Annotated in this window: 23 protein-coding genes; 18 read left to right on the forward strand and 5 right to left on the reverse strand. The window is 45.6% G+C overall.

Annotated elements, in window-relative coordinates; translation table 11 throughout:
- Window positions 1–403 precede the first annotated feature (403 nt).
- Window positions 404–634, forward strand: a complete 231-nt coding sequence (locus tag DFP97_RS26480) for a hypothetical protein (protein WP_114383689.1) — start codon at window positions 404–406, stop codon at window positions 632–634.
- A 257-nt stretch (window positions 635–891) separates the two neighbouring features.
- Here the strand turns inward: DFP97_RS26480 and DFP97_RS26485 are convergent, their stop codons facing one another.
- Complete coding sequence (locus DFP97_RS26485) at window positions 892–1,161, reverse strand: hypothetical protein (RefSeq protein ID WP_114383690.1); 270 nt, start codon at window positions 1,159–1,161, stop codon at window positions 892–894.
- 255 nt (window positions 1,162–1,416) lie between these two features.
- On the opposite strand from DFP97_RS26485, the gene DFP97_RS26490 reads away from it, so the two are divergent.
- The 6 genes from DFP97_RS26490 (at window position 1,417) to DFP97_RS26515 (ending at window position 6,031) form a co-directional block, all read left to right on the forward strand.
- Window positions 1,417–1,635 (forward strand): hypothetical protein, encoded by a 219-nt coding sequence (locus DFP97_RS26490; protein ID WP_114383691.1) that lies wholly within the window; start codon window positions 1,417–1,419, stop codon window positions 1,633–1,635.
- A 52-nt stretch (window positions 1,636–1,687) separates the two neighbouring features.
- Window positions 1,688–2,614 carry a hypothetical protein gene (locus tag DFP97_RS26495; RefSeq protein ID WP_114383692.1) on the forward strand — a complete coding sequence of 309 codons (927 nt, stop codon included), beginning with the start codon at window positions 1,688–1,690 and terminating at the stop codon, window positions 2,612–2,614.
- 98 nt (window positions 2,615–2,712) lie between these two features.
- The gene (locus DFP97_RS26500; RefSeq protein ID WP_114383693.1) at window positions 2,713–2,964 is read left to right on the forward strand and encodes a hypothetical protein; all 252 of its coding nucleotides are present in this window, start codon (window positions 2,713–2,715) and stop codon (window positions 2,962–2,964) included.
- A 45-nt stretch (window positions 2,965–3,009) separates the two neighbouring features.
- Complete coding sequence (locus DFP97_RS26505) at window positions 3,010–3,459, forward strand: DUF5983 family protein (protein ID WP_114383694.1); 450 nt, start codon at window positions 3,010–3,012, stop codon at window positions 3,457–3,459.
- A gap of 317 nt (window positions 3,460–3,776) precedes the next feature.
- The gene (locus DFP97_RS26510) at window positions 3,777–5,117 is read left to right on the forward strand and encodes a TnsA endonuclease N-terminal domain-containing protein (RefSeq protein ID WP_114383695.1); all 1,341 of its coding nucleotides are present in this window, start codon (window positions 3,777–3,779) and stop codon (window positions 5,115–5,117) included.
- 200 nt (window positions 5,118–5,317) lie between these two features.
- Window positions 5,318–6,031 (forward strand): phospholipase D-like domain-containing protein, encoded by a 714-nt coding sequence (locus DFP97_RS26515; RefSeq protein WP_245976615.1) that lies wholly within the window; start codon window positions 5,318–5,320, stop codon window positions 6,029–6,031.
- Between the two features lie 110 nt (window positions 6,032–6,141).
- Here DFP97_RS26515 and DFP97_RS26520 read toward each other — a convergent pair whose 3' ends face one another.
- A complete protein-coding gene (locus tag DFP97_RS26520) occupies window positions 6,142–6,894 on the reverse strand; it encodes a DUF2971 domain-containing protein (RefSeq protein ID WP_181873692.1) in 753 nt (250 codons plus the stop codon).
- A 221-nt stretch (window positions 6,895–7,115) separates the two neighbouring features.
- On the opposite strand from DFP97_RS26520, the gene DFP97_RS26525 reads away from it, so the two are divergent.
- The gene (locus DFP97_RS26525; protein ID WP_114383697.1) at window positions 7,116–7,979 is read left to right on the forward strand and encodes an ATP-dependent DNA ligase; all 864 of its coding nucleotides are present in this window, start codon (window positions 7,116–7,118) and stop codon (window positions 7,977–7,979) included.
- A gap of 44 nt (window positions 7,980–8,023) precedes the next feature.
- Here the strand turns inward: DFP97_RS26525 and DFP97_RS26530 are convergent, their stop codons facing one another.
- Both DFP97_RS26530 and ku read right to left on the reverse strand, forming a co-directional pair.
- Window positions 8,024–8,389: a hypothetical protein gene (locus DFP97_RS26530; protein ID WP_114383698.1), complete on the reverse strand. Its 366-nt coding sequence runs from the start codon at window positions 8,387–8,389 to the stop codon at window positions 8,024–8,026.
- 48 nt (window positions 8,390–8,437) lie between these two features.
- The gene (gene ku / locus DFP97_RS26535; RefSeq protein ID WP_114383699.1) at window positions 8,438–9,271 is read right to left on the reverse strand and encodes a non-homologous end joining protein Ku; all 834 of its coding nucleotides are present in this window, start codon (window positions 9,269–9,271) and stop codon (window positions 8,438–8,440) included.
- Between the two features lie 817 nt (window positions 9,272–10,088).
- On the opposite strand from ku, the gene DFP97_RS30985 reads away from it, so the two are divergent.
- The 4 genes from DFP97_RS30985 (at window position 10,089) to DFP97_RS26555 (ending at window position 12,474) form a co-directional block, all read left to right on the forward strand.
- Window positions 10,089–10,250: a hypothetical protein gene (locus DFP97_RS30985; RefSeq protein ID WP_181873693.1), complete on the forward strand. Its 162-nt coding sequence runs from the start codon at window positions 10,089–10,091 to the stop codon at window positions 10,248–10,250.
- A gap of 26 nt (window positions 10,251–10,276) precedes the next feature.
- Window positions 10,277–10,528: a hypothetical protein gene (locus DFP97_RS26545; protein WP_114383701.1), complete on the forward strand. Its 252-nt coding sequence runs from the start codon at window positions 10,277–10,279 to the stop codon at window positions 10,526–10,528.
- Window positions 10,529–10,584: 56 nt separating this feature from the next.
- Entirely contained in the window at window positions 10,585–10,836 is a 252-nt protein-coding gene (locus DFP97_RS26550; RefSeq protein ID WP_114383702.1) for a hypothetical protein, read from the forward strand.
- Window positions 10,837–10,983: 147 nt separating this feature from the next.
- Window positions 10,984–12,474 (forward strand): hypothetical protein, encoded by a 1,491-nt coding sequence (locus tag DFP97_RS26555; RefSeq protein WP_114383703.1) that lies wholly within the window; start codon window positions 10,984–10,986, stop codon window positions 12,472–12,474.
- A gap of 31 nt (window positions 12,475–12,505) precedes the next feature.
- Here the strand turns inward: DFP97_RS26555 and DFP97_RS26560 are convergent, their stop codons facing one another.
- On the reverse strand, window positions 12,506–12,805 hold the full coding sequence (locus DFP97_RS26560; protein ID WP_114383704.1) for a hypothetical protein: 300 nt from the start codon (window positions 12,803–12,805) through the stop codon (window positions 12,506–12,508).
- A 3-nt stretch (window positions 12,806–12,808) separates the two neighbouring features.
- Here DFP97_RS26560 and DFP97_RS30460 point away from each other — a divergent pair, with 3 nt between their 5' ends.
- From DFP97_RS30460 to DFP97_RS30990, 6 genes are all read left to right on the forward strand, one after another.
- Window positions 12,809–13,246, forward strand: coding sequence for a hypothetical protein (locus DFP97_RS30460; protein WP_147275094.1), 438 nt, complete (start codon window positions 12,809–12,811; stop codon window positions 13,244–13,246).
- Between the two features lie 104 nt (window positions 13,247–13,350).
- Window positions 13,351–14,427, forward strand: coding sequence for an LPD25 domain-containing protein (locus DFP97_RS26570; RefSeq protein ID WP_114383706.1), 1,077 nt, complete (start codon window positions 13,351–13,353; stop codon window positions 14,425–14,427).
- 126 nt (window positions 14,428–14,553) lie between these two features.
- A complete protein-coding gene (locus DFP97_RS26575) occupies window positions 14,554–15,039 on the forward strand; it encodes a hypothetical protein (RefSeq protein ID WP_114383707.1) in 486 nt (161 codons plus the stop codon).
- Window positions 15,040–15,327: 288 nt separating this feature from the next.
- The gene (locus DFP97_RS30465) at window positions 15,328–15,678 is read left to right on the forward strand and encodes a hypothetical protein (RefSeq protein ID WP_147275095.1); all 351 of its coding nucleotides are present in this window, start codon (window positions 15,328–15,330) and stop codon (window positions 15,676–15,678) included.
- Between the two features lie 285 nt (window positions 15,679–15,963).
- The gene (locus DFP97_RS26585; protein ID WP_114383709.1) at window positions 15,964–17,397 is read left to right on the forward strand and encodes a DNA cytosine methyltransferase; all 1,434 of its coding nucleotides are present in this window, start codon (window positions 15,964–15,966) and stop codon (window positions 17,395–17,397) included.
- A 285-nt stretch (window positions 17,398–17,682) separates the two neighbouring features.
- The coding region (locus DFP97_RS30990) for a hypothetical protein (protein ID WP_181873694.1) at window positions 17,683–17,906 on the forward strand (224 nt) is incomplete at its 3' end.

Raw genomic sequence — 17,906 nt, forward strand, 5'->3', positions numbered from 1 at the left:
CGGATCTCGAAGAAGAAAAGGGCAGGGCTTGCTTCGCAGAACGATACTGCAGCGCTGGCGCTTCGCTCCTGTCGTTTTCAACGAGCGACATCCGGGCGTATTTCGTATCCGTCATCTTAGCCAACCATGTCGAACCTCTCCGTGCAATGGTGGCTTATCTCATTCGAGAACGCCATCCCGGCTATGCCGGGCATACCATTGCACTACGAGAACCAGTCATGGTTAAACGTGGCTATGACGGCTTCGAAATACGGATGTTCTGCTCTTTTGAAAACTCCATACGCTCCACGCATGCCAGCTGGTGGCGGTTCTGCTCATCAAGCCCTTAAAGAATCCGCTCATCGCCGCTCGGGCTAGACAGGCAAGCGAAGCCGGATATTATCAACCAATTGGAGGTATTACGATGGAAAATCCACAATTATTTGATCCAACTGCATTTTTTGAGGAATCGGTTATTTATTGGATGGTTTACGGTGTCATTGAAGGGGGGGATTCGATTGAAGTCGCTTACGAGGATGCATGTGAGTTTATAAAAGGCATTTATGAGGTTCGGGAAGTGTGCCCGTTGACACCCGATATTCGCAAAAAAGTAGAAGAACAAGTCAAAGCTTTCTTTGAAAAAGAAGCGTGCTAGATAGAGATTAGTAAAAAGCAGCCTTTGGGCTGTTTTTTCTCGGCACTAAGGAAAACACCGGCTGTCCGCCGGTGTTTCTGATTGGGAAATAAGGTTGTCACCGCCGCGGGGCGGTGACTTCGGATTCAAACTGTGGCCTCCGCTTCGCTATGGCCGATCGAAGCAATTCCGAAGAAGAAAAACCTTCTCGAAAGAAAAAGGCATATCAAAATCAAAGGCGCGTAAAAAGTGATTCCATAACGCTTTTAAGTAAGGAATTAATTCTCCAAAAAGAATGAAAGCACAGCTCTAGCCTTCATTTCCGCTTTGCTCCAATCAAGGCTAACGAAGCAGGGCAGGGCATCATGCCTCCGCTGCTCTATGGCATCATGCCCCAAAGCAAGAGCGCCGGTGGCCTTCGCGTTCATCGGCCGCCGCAGGCTGCTCCGCTCCTGGTCGCTTTCAACCGCTGCATCCGTAGTGCATAACCTATCCGTCATCCTAGCCTGCCGTACCGAACCTTGGCCTGCAAGGGTGGCTTTTCTCATTCGAGAACGCCATCCCTCCGGGCATACCCTTGCACGACAAGAACCGGTACAGCAAATCGGGCTATGACGGCTACGTTATACGGATGTTCAGCTCATTGAAAACTCCATACGCTTTGCAGATAGCCAGCGGCGGCGAACAGCTCATTCCACCGGCAAGACCTTAAAGATTTCCGCTCATCGCCGCTCGGGCTAGACCGGCAAACGATACCGGATGTCCGGGGCAGGTCGACAATTTTTTATGAGGAGGTTCTTACATTGGCTTACGATATCACGAAATACCGTCATCTTGCTCCAGATAAGGTTTATAAGGTTGAAAATTCAGAAGGCGATGTTTTCACATTTCACTATCGCGGTTTTCATTATTGCGAGGAATGGTATGAGGATGTTCTGATTTTTTGGGAGCCAGGAACAACAAATAAGATTGCAGAATGGCCAGCTAGTGAGTTCGTAAGTGCTCAATTAGTTGAAGGTTAATGAATCATTCACACCGGGATGCTCCGGTTCCAATTAGAAGGAGGCAGTAACTATGCAAATCAAAGGATTAAATCAAAATTTTAGTGATTTAACGACACTCATTTCGGTTCCGGAACGGAATCGGTTCGGGGATTCTCGGTATCGGGGGAATTACGATGGTGAGGTGCTGGCCAAGCTGGTAAGCTTCCTCCAGCGTTCCGGAATCAAAACGCCGTATGTGTATGACCCGATGGAAGGAGGAAAAACAAGCCGCGATGTGTGCGACTTCATGGGACTGCCGTATATCGGGGATGACATTCACAATGGCTTTGATGTTGTGAATGATGATTTTCACGATACTGGATTCGATCTAACGATGCTGCACTATCCTTATTGGAACATGATTGATTACGCGCATAATCTTCCTGCTCATCTCCAGGGAAAGGATATGAGCCGAATGGATTGGAAGCCATTCATCGAAGCTGTGAGCCATGTTAATTACAAGGCAGCTGCGCACAGTCGCTATGTGGCTGTTCTAGTCGGGGATATGGTGGTGAAGGGCAAGGGCTTTATCAAAAGCATTCAAAGGGAAATGGCGTGGATTGGAAATCCAATCCGACATATCACAAAGGTCCAACATAATGCTATGAGTTACCGGAGTAACTACCGAGGGAATTTCATCCCGATTGTAACTGAACACCTCATATTGTTTAAAACCGATTATCAGCCCGGTGGGGAGCTTTGGATATTAGTTCCCGGCCAGTACAAGAAAATCGATATTGATGCTTATGTGACTTGGAAAACAGCGGTCCGAAGCGTAACTAAGCAGATCGAGCAGATTACACCCGAATCGGTATTTGAAGCTATTAAGCAGCAATTTCCAATAAAGCTCAAAAAAACAAATACTCCGGAAGCAACTGTAAGAAGGACCCTGCAAGAGCTTGAAGCAGAGGGGTATTTGAAAAGAAAAGTAAGAGGAATCTATATCAAAGCTTCTTAATCACAAGCAAGTTAGATAAATAGTCGAAACCCTGTGAAGGGTCGCTACCGGGTTAATCGCCGGAGCCTGATGATGACAGATTAAAGGAGAAATGAAAAATGACTGACCAAGTGAAAATTAAAGGGCTCTACATTATTGTTGTTTGGGATGGAGAAGAGACGGAAGCTTTAGCGGTAACGGCTTATGACATGAAGGAAGCGAAAGAAACAGCGATTCAGCAAATCAAGGACGGTCGTGCTGAAGAGAATGATGAGGAACCAAGGATCGATGATAGGTACTCTTTTGAAGTTACGTGTGCGGGGGATAAGAACGGTAATGTGTATGATGTTGACCTGAGTCTGCAAAGATAAAATGCGTAGCGTTGAAATTATCTAAATTATAAGGAGATGACTTTAATGTTAATGACAAATGGACAGACGAAAGTAATGAAATGGGACGAAGGAAGCGTAGAGGGGATCAGTCATGAAGGGATAGCATTTAAGCAGCCAGCACTTAGGGATGCGAGAGGGGATGCTTATTTCCTCCTGGGAGGAGAAAAGTGGTACGCAAAAAATTTTAGAACCATTCATAATGATCCTATCCGCAAGATGCTGGACATATCCACTGGTCATGTCTCGAAGGAAACCATTCAGTATTTAGACCATCAGGCAGATGAGGGCGAATCATTTATTGTTTATAAGAAGGGTCATTGGGGTTTCTTTTTTCCTGTTCTTCCGGAAGAGCGTTCTGATCTACCCGAGGATTTAAAGCAGCTACTAGATTATGCTTGTAGCAAAAATGCCTGTTGGGTCATGATGGATCAGGATGGTGAAATTCTCGATGATTTACCTTTTACAGACTGGTAAAAAGCAGCCTTCGGGCTGTTTTTTCGTCGGCACAAAGGAAAACACCGGCTGTCCGCCGGTGTTTTTGATTGGAAAATAAGGTTGTCACCGCCGCGGGCGGTAACTTCGGATTCAAACGGTGGCCTCCGCTTCGCTATGGCCGATCGAAGCCATTCCGATGAGGAAAAACCTTTCCGAAAGTAAAAAGAACCACTTAGCCTTTTAAAATTCTAATATCAAGAGGTACTGGTCGCCGATAAATAAATAAAGTCGTTAATAGGTCTTTCATATACAACAAAGGACTTTAAGTTAATACATAATATAAGGTGGTTGGTTATATGTCCATACATGATATTATCCGCAAGGCAATCCGAGACTATAAAATGTTGAAAATTGATTACAACGATGCTGAAAAGACCTCAAAAAGAACCTATGAACCAAGATTCTTGTTTCAATGGGGGGCCCACTATTATGTTTCTGGGTATTGTCATTTGAGAGAAGCATCTCGAGTATTGAAATTATCTCGAGTTCAAGGATGTCAATTATTACAAAGTGCATCTACAAATCCTTTCGACATTCTTGATTCACTTAACCGTGACCATTTTAGCCATCTAGATATTATTGTTGATGCATATCCGTTAGAGGTGAAACAAGAGCTTGAAAAGCTTCAAATTCGATTAAAAGAAAATATGATTAAGGAATATCCCAAAAGTGTTCTTCTCCCTAAAATGCATAAGACAGGTACTTTGAGGAGCCCTCTTGAAGAAAAGATCATTCTAAGTATGGTTGAGGATCCGGATGTTACTCTTATTGAAATTGAGCCCTTCAGCATTCCTTTTGAATTGGATGGAAAAATACACAATTATGTGCCAGATGTACTTGTGCATTACCAAAATGGTAAAAAGATGCTTATTGAAATTAAAGTTTCTGGAGACATTATCGCCTCGAAAAACCAGGCTAAGTTCAAAGCAGCAGAAATTTTTTGTGAGAACCATGGGATGGAATTTTCGATTTTAGGAATAGATGGAAAAAGAGCAAACTCGAAATATCATTCATCCTGGGATGAGGGCGAAATACTTATTGAAAAGTTCCCAACAAACTATGCAAATCAAAACTTAAAACGACCGTCTAAACAATCTGAATCGAAACAAAGAAAGCAAACAAATAGACCACCCTCAGTATATAATCTAGCGGAACAAATTGAAAATGAAGAAAGCATCTCTTTACCCGAATTTGTTGAGGATTTCAATTTACTCTGTATTCGGTATGATTGCACGGACTGTCACGGCAAGGGTTATGTAGAAGGCCTAATCGGCGGTCATCATGCCACCCGCCGCTGCTATGGGTACGGCATTGTAAATCCGTGGTGTTCGCTCACAATCAGTAAGTTTAGGCAGCATATGGAGGACTGGACGAGCTACAGCGAAATCAGGCCCATTCCGCCTTCCATGTGGACCCTTGATAAGAAATTCTTCAAAGCAATCAACCCGCAGGGCGAGCATGTAGAGCTGAGCGCTGACGAAGACCCGGTTGTTTTGAAAAAGCCGAATGCGCCAACAGAGTATTTCTTCAACATTTGGAGCCGCCCAGCTGGTAGCGACCAGGGGTGGGAATGGATCACCACGATCCAAGCAGAACTGAAACCAACTAAGAAACCGAAACCAACTAAGAAGCCTTAAGGGGGCCCGGCTCATGAAGAGGACTAAAGGCGCAAGCGATCAGAGAAAAACGCTCGTTTAATTGCGATTTTTTGCTTGCGTAATCGCGGGTAAGAACAAAATGATTTTCTTTTTATTGGAATCTTCAAAAGGATATTCCATGTCAATGCAGAATATAAGTTTTCAGATTAGAAGGAGCGAGATAAAGGGGAGGAAAGCATTTGAAAATCTTAAAGTATGCAGTAACAGTGTCATTGGTTTTTTTCTTAACAGCCGTGGGCGTTATCTATGCCGCCCAAAATGCTCGCATTAAGTCGGCAGACGTGGAATGGACTTTCGTTGGGGCCGATCAGGAAAAGCTACTTATCGACGTCATCAAGTCCGCCAAATCGACACTTGATATTGCCATTTACAGTCTTACTGATCCTGAAATAGTCGCCGCGATAAAGGAGGCAAAGAAGCGTGGCGTCAATGTGCGTATCATTACTGACAAAACTCAGGCAGCTGGGAAGGCGCAGACGGAAGCATTGAAACTTCTCGGCAGCGCCGGAATTCCAATCAAACTGAATATACACAGTGGATTAATGCATATAAAAATTACAATTGCTGACAAGAAGGTCGGCACGACTGGTTCGTTTAATTACTCAAAAGCGGCAAGTGAATCAAATGACGAAATATTGATGGCAGTTCGTAACCCAGACGTAGCGAAAAACTTCGCGGCTCAATTCGACAAAATGTGGAATGATGCAAAACGCTTTAAATCAGCCGAGTATAAAATTGCGCAGTCAACAACGACGAATGTAGCACAGGGATCTGTCACATATGCAAACTGTGCTGAAGTAAAAGCAGCAGGAAAAGCACCGCTACACAAAGGTGATCCTGGTTACAGCAGCAAGCTTGACCGCGACGGCGATGGACTGGCCTGCGAGACATAAAAAATCCCCCGAGCTTCGGCCAAAAAGGTAAACACCAGGATTTTATCCTGGTGTTTTTGATTTGTTTCAAAGGGTCTTAATTAAGGTAGATATAAACACATGAATTAACCTCAATTCTTCTTTACTTCAATATATGAATCTTCAACCTCTATATTACCGAGGCCAAACTTCGCTGTAACGTTACGTACCAACTTTACAAACCATTCATCGGCAAATGGGCTAACAATAATTTTATCGATGAAGTAACTTAATTCATGAATCCGTACCTCTTGGAATTCCGCTTCAATTCCACTAATTATTGCCCTGATCTCATTCTCGTACTTATAATGCGCTCTTTTGAACACAAAGAAGTTATCGTAAAGTCGTTTATTTGTAGGTATAAATAAATCCTGCTCATTGTTATCAATATATTGAACCTTGAAAATTTCCGCCCCTGCAGTCGCCGTTATCTCTTTCATTTTCCCTACAGTTGTTTGTATAGCCACACCGTTTTTTTCAGAGTAAATCTTCCAGAGAGCATATGACTCAGTATCATAAATAGTCCAACAATTAACAAAAGTTTTTTCTTTTTCTTGGTAGTATGACTCTAGTACTCTGACTTTTTCAGATTCTACATCATAGCCGAAATATTGAGCAAAAGGGGATTCGATATCAAAGAATTTTTTTAGGTATTGTTCAGGGACTTCACCTTCTAAGGGGTCTTCAAATTTATCTGCCCTTGTAAAAAACAGACTTTTATTTACAAGTAAACTCATAAATTTAGGAAAATCCAAATATCGACATATTTTATCATTTTCATTAGGAATGAATTTTTGTAATCTTTTATTAGTCTCTTTCAGCATTTCTTCAAAACGTTTAGCCAAGCAAAATCCCCCCAATATATTGATATCCATATTCTATTAAATGCTAGTGCATCTTGTCTAAGTAAGAACTTAACAAACACTGGTGTCGTAGCATTACCGCTTCGCAAGAATCCGGCATCGTATGACCGGCTCGACAAAACTTCTTAGGTTACGGGTGCGACCAACAACTACCAATGCCAATACATTAACCTTAATGTTATCATTATTCTTGGTGATGACTAATGTTTTTTCCCCCAATGCTTTTGCAGTATGCTAAAGATAACGAACCTTTTGACCGACCCGACTACTTTTCCATGTTAAAACTTGATGGCATTCGGCTGCTCGTTTCTAATATGGACGTACTAAAACTGTATACTAAGAACATGGACGTAACTGCCCGATTTCCCGAGCTTTATAGCCCACCAATCAGTAAAGGAACCATCCTGGACGGAGAACTAATTGTCACAGACGAGAAGGGGCATCCCGACTGGGAGGCCTGTATGGCTCGTTTCCAGTCAAAAAAATCCAAGAACCAAATCCAGTTTTGTGCATTCGATATTCTCTATTTTAAAGGGGAGAATGTCATGGGTTTACCACTTGAGAAACGTTTAGAATTGCTCGAAGCGGAGTTGGAGGAAACAGAATTTTATACGCGCATGCGAGTGATGACCGGCAGCGCGGTTAAATTATTTGATTTGGTGAGAGAAGCCGGTTTGGAAGGTATCGTTTTGAAAAAACGGGACAGCAAATATGAGTCACGAAGCCAGCCGTGTGAGCCGGGCGGCAAGGCGATCCGTTCGTGGTCATGGCAAAAAGTTATCAATTACGCTTATTCCGATGTGATGATTACCGGTTATTCAAAAAAAGACCACAATTGGTTGATTGGAGTGCCGGAAGGGGAGCGTATCAAGCCACTCGGTACGATGGAGCTCGGTATCACCTCACAGCTTCGAAAATCTGTTTGGCCTCGACTTGGCCGATCTATCATTGGAGAGAACAAGGATTTCGTCTTTGTCGATCCGCTTGTTTCCTGCAGAGTGAAGCACCGTGGTTATTATAAGTCAGGACTTATGCGACTGCCGGTATTGGAAGAAGTAAATAGTTAAACCGCAGGGGGAGCCTCTGCGGTTTTTATACATGTTTCTTTATGTCAACTTTTATATAGATATTTGGTGACCATCGACTGCTTCATCCAGTAGGATTTTTCTTTCTGCATGTCCTTGATATACTCACGTGCTTTATTTAGTGTATCAGAGATATTATTAGCATCATGTTCTAACCAATCTCGGGCTTCTCTAGGGCTCATGAATCCGTACATAGCACTTCCAATCACATGATCCAAATTGTCTACAGCAGCATCGATTTCTTTTAGTACTTGTTCATGAATATCGTGTTTTATTACTAAAACTGGAGTATCACAGTTCTTGCATTGAAAATCTAATAAATTCTCAATACGAACAAGATCTTGTGCCTGACATACATCACAAGTAACAAGGATCTCCTCGTCAACACGCATTCGTTAAACACCCTTTACATCGGTTTGATTAAGCTCCGGCAGCTGCATTCATGAAACGATATGTTTATCCTTCTTAGTCGTTTTTCTCTTAGGTGGGGCAGGCGGTGTTTTAGCAGCTTCTAGGCTAGCTTGGAGAGCTGCCATGAGGTCAATAACATTTTTGCGACCATCAGCTGCAGGCGCTGCAATGATGTCGACACTTTCACCGGCAATTTTATTATCAATTAGCTCGAGCAATGCAACACGATAATCATCGGTATACTTCTCAGGTTCAAATGTCTCACTGAGCTGCTCAATCAACATTTTTGCCATTTGCAGTTCTTTTTCATTTACATTCACTTTATCCGGAAGATTAGGTACATACGAAAGGGAGCGAATTTCATCGGGATAATACATGGTCTCCATGCAAAGGCAATTACCGACAACTCGAATGGCAGCTAGGCTGCTTTTGCTTCGAATCGATATTTTGGCAATTCCGATCTTTCCGGTTTGTTTGATAGCCTCAAGCAGCAGGTTATAGGCTCCGGCTCCTGCCATATCAGGGGAGAGGTAGTAAGCTTTTTGATAATACAATGGATCGATATCCGTTAAATCAACAAAATCTAATATTTTAATTGTTTTAGCCGTTTCGCCCTTGATACTCTCTAGTTCATCATCCTTTATGATGGCAAACTTGTCTTTTTCATACTCGTAGCCTTTTACAATTTCGTTCGACTCTATTTCCTTATCACAATGACGGCAGGTCTTAGCGTAATTAACAGGCATGCCACATTCTTCATGTAAAGTCCGAAAGTGTATGTCTTTATCTTCGGTGGCCGTAAACATTTTCACTGGGACATGGACAAGACCGAAGCTGATAGCACCCTTCCACACTGTATGCATCTATATCATCACATCCAATATTTTTTAGTAATAGGTTGCCCCGGTCAATGAAAAGTATACCAATATATGGGGATGTTCCTATAGAAAATAAGCTTGTAAACAGTATTATTTGCAGTACCCTTCGCAAAAATCCCCGATTCTTAACCCGACACGTGATGGCCGGCGAAAGCTAAACGCTCCGACCACAATCTATTCCTATTAAAAGCATTCTTGAGAAGGAAAATTAAGCTTTGGATCCCCCAGTAGACCACCCACTAAACGCTAAAGCGAACCGAGAAATACGCTCGGTTCCATTTAGCGTTTTTGCTTTGTTTCACGCCGCAATCGCGGGTACCCGGTAGCAGGGAAGCAATAATCAAATCCTTAGAGACCTGTAAGTAAAAAGAAGGGCATGATGGCTCGTTTCTCTACGCCATAACGCCCAAGGTCAAGTGCTGGTTTGTTTCGCGCTTCATCCTTCGAGGCGGCCGTATCGCTCCTTTGTTTTCAGCGGATACATCCGGATGTATACCGAATCCGTCATCATAGCAAACCATGGCAGCCCCTTCCGTGCAAGGGCGGCTTTTCTCATTCGAGAATGCCGTCCCTTCGGGCATACCCTTGCACAGAATGAACGGCCACGGTAAGAACGCTATGACGGCTTCGATATACGGATGTTTTGCTCCTTGAAAACAATATACGCTTTCGTGCTCCACCGCAGAGGGGAAACTGCTCACCAAACCCAATAAGGCGATCCGCTCATCGCCGCTCGGGCTAGACCGGCAAACGAAACCGGATGTTTCGAGGGGAGCGAATTAAATGAAAAGGGGTGTTTTAAATGATGGTTCGCGAGAAGGATTGGGACGCTATCCGGGAAGAAAGAGCTCAGCAAGAATACGAAAAGGATATGGCTCATTTTAAGATGCTATATCAGCAAGCGGAGAGTATTGGCGATGTTTACAAAATGAATCTCTATCAAAGTTTGATGAATGATCTATAAATTTATGAATATTGGGGGTCTTGTGAATGGCTAGTATGAAGCAAGTAGTTCGGAAATATGGTAATCGCGTCATTAAGATGTTTGTGCAAAGCGGTAGAACATGGGACAGCGAGGAAAGCTGGGAAAGCAACATTGAAGGTTTGGAGGGTGCAAGTGAACTTAGTGATAGCTTCCACAAGGAAATGAAATCCGCGTGGGATTGGAAGGAAGATATGCCTGATCTCGTTACCCGATCCAATATGATCGAAGCCATTACTGACGAGCGCTTTTGTAACTAATCGATACCGCGCCGAAAGGCGCGGAGCTCTTTTATCAAATATTGAAGGGATTGCACATGAAAGATTGCCCGAACTGTGGAGCATTGCTGGAACGAGCGGATTACTTGGAAGGCGAGAATGGTTTTGAGGAAGCATTGGTTTGCATGGAATGTGACGACGACAAGTATTATCCGATCGACGAGGAACCACCTTGCTGCATTTGCGATACAGACGACGATATTGATCAAGACAGCGGTTTTATCTGCACTGAATGCGCGAGCAAGTATTCTCTGCTTGCTGAAAGTGAGTTGAAATCGGTAGTTGCGTAGGAGACAATTTTGAGCCGGTAATTACTATCCATGTAAGGCCGGAGGTGGCATTCCGCTTGGGACACCAGCAAAACCTTTAAAGAAGGCGCTCATCGCCGCGCGGCTAGCCAGCAAACAAAACCGCAACATATTTTTAGGAGGATGATTATGACAAATTTTATTAATACGCTTAACAGACGTAACGCTTATCAGGAAACGTATACTTCGCTTACAGAAGTTGTATTCATCGATTTAAAAGGTGTTTGGACTGCTGGCGAATTGATCCGAACGAAGCGAGAAGAGAATGAAAATACCTACGATTTTTACATTCAGTTTAAAGCAGATCCAGACGGAGCTCCGAAAGCATCTGCCTATTTCACGAAAAGCCTGCGGATATTCATGCGGTCGACGGATGATGCTAATACCTTAAAGCGGCGAATTCGTGAAGCTGCCGGATATACGCCGGCACCTGCGACGATTCGCATGCTATGGGCGCATTTCATGCTGCTGCATGCCGCCTATATCGAGGAAGATCGCTTTTATGCGAGAGCAGACCAGGTAACCGCAGAAGCGATTCTAAATGCTTTATATGAAAAAGCTATCCAACGTTTTAAAGATGGAGAGCTATGCGTGTCAAAAGAACGGGTACAACACTACCGCACCTACGAGCGATATTTATCCCAATCTGAACAGGAAGAGGCAACAGAAGCACAAAAGAGAATCAATGGACATGGGTTTGTTCTCCGCATGTCGCAATTTGAAAAGAACGGGCATTTAGCCCGATTTAATCAACGGATTGCAGACGATATAGAGAGATTAGGAAAACTGAAAGAACTGGAGATGAAACGCGATCATGATAGTTTTCTTGAAAAGATGATGGAATCGGATGTGACCTTTCGGCAGCTGGTCGCGCACGCTATAGCAGCATCGCGAGAAATCCGCTGCAAGCGCCCCGAGATAGAACTGGCCAACCGATTATTCGGTTATTCCAAAAGCTTAGATGAATACCGGGAAAAATATTCGAAAATTGATGAGATGCTGCGTCCGTATCGGCTACGCGATTATGACACGAGTAAACTCGTAAGTCTTGGAATGGCCTACCTAGAAGCCGGCGGAATGCTCCCGGTTGTCGCGCCGGTATTTGAACGAGGCCCTGATAAAATATATTACGGCGATATGGTTCATGATGGATATACATCGTATATCGTTCGAATGGTCGGCAGTCGGTATATCTATGTAGAAGGATCCTCTCATCGGCTTCTGAAGCAACACGTTAAACTGTTCACGCGGGTTGAGCCAATCGTTTCTCCCGTTCGGCCGGATGAATATTTGTTTAATGAATGTGTTCGACTCCATAATAATAAGTGGATTCCGGAAGCAGTCAGCATTCCGATTGCTGAAGTTTGCAGCCGCTTGCTGAATACCCGAATTAGCCGGGCTCAACAGCTACAGCAGATGTATGAGCGAAAACGCGATGCAGCAACAGGACATGGAGGAAAAGCAGCTTTTCAACGGATACTATACGAGCTCCGAATCCTGGCGCTCAAAAATCAAATCGGCTCGCTCGCTGGGATTTCAAATGTTGGCTCCTACCGTGAGGTGTACCGTAAAGCTCAGGAGGAATTGCACCAAATAGAAGAATTGATCAAGGCCGGCTAACCGGCCTTTTTGTTTTGCTGGTCATCCGCTGCTAGTTCTCTGACTGCTGGCAGGCAGAACGGTTAGATTTCGGCTTGATTGGCTCTAGCTTTATTTCCGCTTTGCTCCAATCAAGGCTATAGGCAGAGCATGATGCTTGTGCTTCATCGTAATACGTGTTGCCGGAGCCGGTTAGCAGCCACAGGTTGCCAACCGGCTTTTTTTCGTGCGCTGGATCGGATTGGGAGTGGCCCCGGCCAGGACGCGTACGCTGCGCGATCCCTAGCCGGGCGAGAGGCCGGGCTTCGCCCGAAAGGTTGCCACCGCCGCGGGGCGGTGCCTTCGGATTCAAGCGGTGGCCGCCAGGACCGGAGGCCGCAAAATCCGCGACCTTCCGGCCCTTCTGGCCGAGACGAAGCGGATCTCGAAGAAGAAAACCTTCTTGAAAGACAAAACCCTTGTGGGGAATCTCGAAGAAGAAAAGGGCAGGGCTTGCTTCGCAGAACGATACTGCAGCGCTGGCGCTTCGCTCCTGTCGTTTTCAACGAGCAACATCCGGGCGTATTTCGTATCCGTCAACTTAGCCAACCATGACGAACCTCTCCGTGCAATGGTGGCTTATCTCTTTCGAGAACGCCATCCCGGCTATACCGGGCAGACCATTGCACTACGAGAACCAGTCATGGTTAAACGTGGCTATGACGGCTTCGAAATACGGATGTTCTGCTCTTTTGAAAACTCCATACGCTCCACGCTTGCCAGCTGGCGGCGGTTCTGCTCATCAAGCCCTTAAAGAATCCGCTCATCGCCGCTTGGGCTAGACAGGCAAGCGAATCCGGATATTCGATTGAGGCAAACAAGTCAAGAAAAAACGAGAACCGAGAGGAATGATCTTCCATGACAAAAACAATTAGACCTGAAACGATCACCAAAATTCAAGCAGTTGCTTTAGAGTCCGTAAAGGCACTTCCCGAATTTTCAAATACGGACAATATCCTTCATGCTCATATGACCGATCCGAAAGGCTGGGGTGCTGAATATGCAGAGCTGAATGATATGGATTACCGGCAGCTTAAAAGAGTGCTGAAATATGGTTATACCACCCATGTACAGGTGAAGCGCATTGTCATCACCCGCGGAGAAGGTCCAAGCGCAGAATGCGGAAAACCACGACTTGCTAAAACCTGGGAGGAAGCCAACGAGATTTTAAAGCGAATGGCGCTTACAGCTCCAAAGCAAGGCTATGACAAAACCGACTTCGAGATTCTTTTCACCAATGGTGATATATACAATGGCCGGTATGACTTGACCCAAGAAGATCGTATTTCCGGCAATCTATACGAACATGTGAAAGGGCATTGTGAGTTTTACGGTGGCATATGCAAGCGGCTGCCGGATCATATCACCCCGGAGCAATACACGCAGATCATCGGAGAATACACAGTGATGTATCTGCAATTGCTGGATAATGTGATTTACCCGAGCGCTAACGAAAAAGGACTTGACCCGGAATTGCTTCAGTCATTACCGGTAATGACCGCTAACCCCCCCAAGAAGCGGTATTTAGCGCCTCTTGAAAGTAACTTTACACTTATGAAGCTAAGTCCTGAATTAAGCAAAGATGACAATCCGTACATCGTTTACTCCGGAGGATCCAGGCATACGTCATTTAAAACCCCGGAGGGCTTGGAACGCTGGATGAAAAATTTTGGCTTGCGATTGGGGGAGGAAATTCAAGCAAACACCTACAAAATTCATGGAGCGTATCGCGTTTCGATGATTGGGAATCGTGCGGAAGTTCTCCATTTGCCGCAAATTGTTATCAAGATGAACTGCTGCATGGTACGCGCCTACAAAGAGGTTACACCGGAAAGTACAAATATTTATGTCGTTTCAAATTATATTGAAAAGTTCAATTTCGACTACAGCACTCCAAAAGGTCTATGGTATTTGAAAAAATTCTTCTGGAACTAGCAACGGGGGGCTATGCCCCCCGATCATATCGCCTCTTCGAGCGAGAGTGCGCACTACCGCCTAGCCGGCGCGGCCGGGTCCGCTGGCCCCGGCAAGTACAACAAATAACCGAATGGAGGAAAAAACATGTTTAATACGATCATCAACCAACTAAACACCGAGATTCAGAAGGCCAAGCTTTCCAGCTGGCCGGATCAGGAGCAAATCGAGAAAGCCACCACCAAGAAGCGAGAGGTAAGCCGGTTATGGAAGAAATTCGGAACGGATCCACTTGTCCTCGATATGCAAAAAGTAGTCCTTAAAGTGGTTAAAGCCTATCATATGGATTTTTACGAGCTGGATTTATCCCGCTTGGAGCAAATTGGTGAAGTACCTTTTTGCTGGTTCGTTCGCAATCACGGAACCGATCTTCTGCCGCTAGAAGGCGATGAAAGGACAATCCGAAACGCCGAATCCTGGTTTGATGCTATCCGGATGCAGTTCACCGATGGAACGAACGTCAAGGACAGTCAACAGCTTTACATTTGCGATCCGAAAGCGAAGACCATGAAACGCTTGAAAGTCTTTTCCAGTGTCCAGTTCAGGGTCACAAGCGTTACCGCGCATGTATGAGCTGCGGCCGGCGGCAGTCGCCCGGCTCACTCCCTTTGTTTCATTCGACAGCTCCCACACGGAGCTTTTTTTTATGCTGATAAAAGGATCCGCTGTACCTCCGGCGGGGACGCACATACTGCGCGCGTCCTTAATGCGAGAGGCCGGGCTACGCCCGAAAGGTTGCCACCGCCGCGGGGCGGTGCCTTCGGATTCAAGCGGTGGCCGCCAGGACCGGAGGCCGCCAAAATCCGCGACCTTCCGGCCCTTCTGGCCGAGACGAAGCGGATCTCGAAGAAGAAAACCTTCTTGAAAGACAAAACCCTTGTGGGGGATCTCGAAGAAGAAAAGGACAGGGCTTGCTTCGCAGAACGATACTGCAGCGCTGGCGCTTCGCTCCTATCGTTTTCAACGAGCGACATCCGGGCGTATTTCGTATCCGTCATCTTAGCCAACCATGACGAACCTCTCCGTACAATGGTGGCTTATCTCTTTCGAGAACGCCATCCCGGCTATGCCGGGCATACCATTGCACTACGAGAACCAGTCATGGTTAATCGTGGCTATGACGGCTTCGAAATACGGATGTTCTGCTCTTTTGAAAACTCTATACGCTCCACGCTTGCCAGCTGGCGGCGGTTCTGCTCATCAAGCCCTTAAAGAATCCGCTCATCGCCGCTCGGGCTAGACAGGCAAGCGAATCCGGATATTCGATTAAGGCAACCGAGTCAAGAATTAAATTCCCGAAAGGTGGAAAATAGACGATGAAAAACAACGAAACTTATGAATTACCTGAATTAACTGAGGAAGAAGTAACGCAATTGGACGAATTGACCTTTACCGCTGGAGGCAGTGCGTGGTGGCTGTAATGGCCACCCCCTCGCAGTGAAGCAGTTTGAACACTGCAGATGAACGAGTTCAAAAAAAGAAAGGACGATGTGAAATATGAAGGACGTTAAACTTATACGCCATATAATGACGGGATTTCACCGTGAAAATACAAGAATCTGGCTTGAGCCAACCGTCTTGGAAGCTGCTGGCTTCGATGTCGGTGAGGGTGTTCGTCAAACGATCAAAGACGGCGCAATCATCCTTACTCGATGTGAGCAAAAAACGCGGATCATATCGAAACGAAAGCGCCCAAGCTGGGCGCATGAAAGACCCCTGTATGAGTCATGCAGCAAAGAGGTAACGCTAGTGTTTCGTGAACGGGAGTACATTGACCTGCTTGTCAGTGACGGCATAATCGTAATCAAAAAAGAGCGTTCCTTCGATTTGTTTGTAGTCGAGAAACCTACGCTTCAAGGGGGGGATTTGAAAAAGCTACGCCTCAATTCCTTTCCTTGCGGAGGTGGCTTTGCAACGGCTTGCCTTGCGGAAACCGGGCTATTTGAACCGGTAGGGGCGCTAGACATATGGCCGACTGCCGTGGATGCATACATGAATAACTTCCGGAATGGAAGCGCCTATATAGGAGATTTAACCAAAAAGCATCCGAGCTATGTCGCTCCATCGGATGTGTGCTGGCTAAGTCCTAGTTGCACGAGGTATTCCAGTTTAGGCGGACAAGACGGAGGCGTTACGGAGGGACACGGACCACATTACGCAAGGCTTGTACTGGCCAGCGGCGCTAGCGTGGTTATGATCGAGCAAGTCCCGCAATATTTCAAAAGCACATCATACAAACATTTGAAAAAATTGCTGCAACCGTTCTTTCCTTACATGCATGAAATCATCATAGATGCCTTTGATCTAGGCTCTGTTGCATCGAGAACAAGAGGATATGCCGCATTCTTTCAAGAGAAAACAGATTTTGAATGGCCAGAGATTCCCAAGCTTCCAGAGCATCGACGTAAGACTGTGGCCCAAGTGATCGGAAAGGATTGGGAGGAAGGTGATTGGCGGCCGATTAGCGGAACGGTAATGGAAGGGCTGCTCCGGAAGGTGGGGAACAACAACTTCAAGGCTGAAAAAAACCATACCCTTGTCGGGCTGGATAGTAAGCGCGTTTCCGCATTTCCTTTCAGTTATGGAAAAGTCCAAGTCACATCCAGTTACCTCAAACACCCGGACAAAGAAATGTGGCGTATGTTTCGATCGGATGAAATGCTCCGCTTTCAAATGATTCCAGAATGGTACCAATTTCCGGAGTACATGGGGGAGGGCGAGCGCATCAAATTGATAGGTCAAAGTATAGCCGGCGATGTCGTGAAAGCATTTGGCATCGAAGTCGCCGTAGCCATCATGGGCAGCCGCTATAAAAGAATGGCCAGCATCTTCCCGACGAAAACAGACGTGATGGAGACAATAGAGCGGATCGAAATTACCGAGGAAAACGGGCAAGGAGTGTTCCAGTTCGACAGCATTTTCGCCAGCTAATTGATAGCTGGCTTTTTATTTTGTCTCTTATTGTCTCTTTTAGATTCTTTTTGATTCTTTTTGCGTCTTTTCGTTACGTAATGAGTGTTTAGACTGTGAAGCGATCCAGGAACGAGAAAATCCACGCTGTCGCGCCGAAAGGTTGTCACCGCCGCGGGGCGGTGACTTCGGATTCATATGGTGGCCTCCGCTTCGCTTTGGCCGGTCGAAGCCATTTCGAAGATGAAAAACCTTCTCGAAAAGAAAAAGGCCAAACCCAAAAAGCCAAGTCAAAGGCACGCCGGGATGATTCGCAATCGTGTACCGTCTGCAGCTGCTTCGCTCCTGGTGTTTTCAGGCGGACAACATCCGGGCGAGTCGTATCCATCAAGCATAGCCAATCATACCGACATCCTCCGCGCAATGGTGGCTTATCTCTTTCGAGAACGCCATCCCGGCAAGCCGGGCAGACCTTTGCACTCCGGAAGCCGGCATGATAAAGCGGGCTATGACGGCTACGACACACGGAT

This window comes from Paenibacillus prosopidis (assembly GCF_003337375.1).
GTDB classification, from domain to species: Bacteria; Bacillota; Bacilli; order Paenibacillales; family Paenibacillaceae; genus Pristimantibacillus; species Pristimantibacillus prosopidis.

What these genes read in the sequence shown, in the direction of transcription:
- DFP97_RS26480 (WP_114383689.1), top strand. Translation starts at nt 404, where the DNA reads ATGGAAAATCCACAATTATTTGATCCAACTGCATTTTTTGAGGAATCG.
- DFP97_RS26485 (WP_114383690.1), bottom strand. Translation starts at nt 1,161, where the DNA reads ATGAGAAAAGCCACCCTTGCAGGCCAAGGTTCGGTACGGCAGGCTAGG.
- DFP97_RS26495 (WP_114383692.1), top strand. Translation starts at nt 1,688, where the DNA reads ATGCAAATCAAAGGATTAAATCAAAATTTTAGTGATTTAACGACACTC.
- DFP97_RS26500 (WP_114383693.1), top strand. Translation starts at nt 2,713, where the DNA reads ATGACTGACCAAGTGAAAATTAAAGGGCTCTACATTATTGTTGTTTGG.
- DFP97_RS26505 (WP_114383694.1), top strand. Translation starts at nt 3,010, where the DNA reads ATGTTAATGACAAATGGACAGACGAAAGTAATGAAATGGGACGAAGGA.
- DFP97_RS26510 (WP_114383695.1), top strand. Translation starts at nt 3,777, where the DNA reads ATGTCCATACATGATATTATCCGCAAGGCAATCCGAGACTATAAAATG.
- DFP97_RS26525 (WP_114383697.1), top strand. Translation starts at nt 7,116, where the DNA reads ATGTTTTTTCCCCCAATGCTTTTGCAGTATGCTAAAGATAACGAACCT.
- DFP97_RS26530 (WP_114383698.1), bottom strand. Translation starts at nt 8,389, where the DNA reads ATGCGTGTTGACGAGGAGATCCTTGTTACTTGTGATGTATGTCAGGCA.
- ku (WP_114383699.1), bottom strand. Translation starts at nt 9,271, where the DNA reads ATGCATACAGTGTGGAAGGGTGCTATCAGCTTCGGTCTTGTCCATGTC.
- DFP97_RS30985 (WP_181873693.1), top strand. Translation starts at nt 10,089, where the DNA reads ATGATGGTTCGCGAGAAGGATTGGGACGCTATCCGGGAAGAAAGAGCT.
- DFP97_RS26545 (WP_114383701.1), top strand. Translation starts at nt 10,277, where the DNA reads ATGGCTAGTATGAAGCAAGTAGTTCGGAAATATGGTAATCGCGTCATT.
- DFP97_RS26550 (WP_114383702.1), top strand. Translation starts at nt 10,585, where the DNA reads ATGAAAGATTGCCCGAACTGTGGAGCATTGCTGGAACGAGCGGATTAC.
- DFP97_RS26555 (WP_114383703.1), top strand. Translation starts at nt 10,984, where the DNA reads ATGACAAATTTTATTAATACGCTTAACAGACGTAACGCTTATCAGGAA.
- DFP97_RS26570 (WP_114383706.1), top strand. Translation starts at nt 13,351, where the DNA reads ATGACAAAAACAATTAGACCTGAAACGATCACCAAAATTCAAGCAGTT.
- DFP97_RS26575 (WP_114383707.1), top strand. Translation starts at nt 14,554, where the DNA reads ATGTTTAATACGATCATCAACCAACTAAACACCGAGATTCAGAAGGCC.
- DFP97_RS26585 (WP_114383709.1), top strand. Translation starts at nt 15,964, where the DNA reads ATGAAGGACGTTAAACTTATACGCCATATAATGACGGGATTTCACCGT.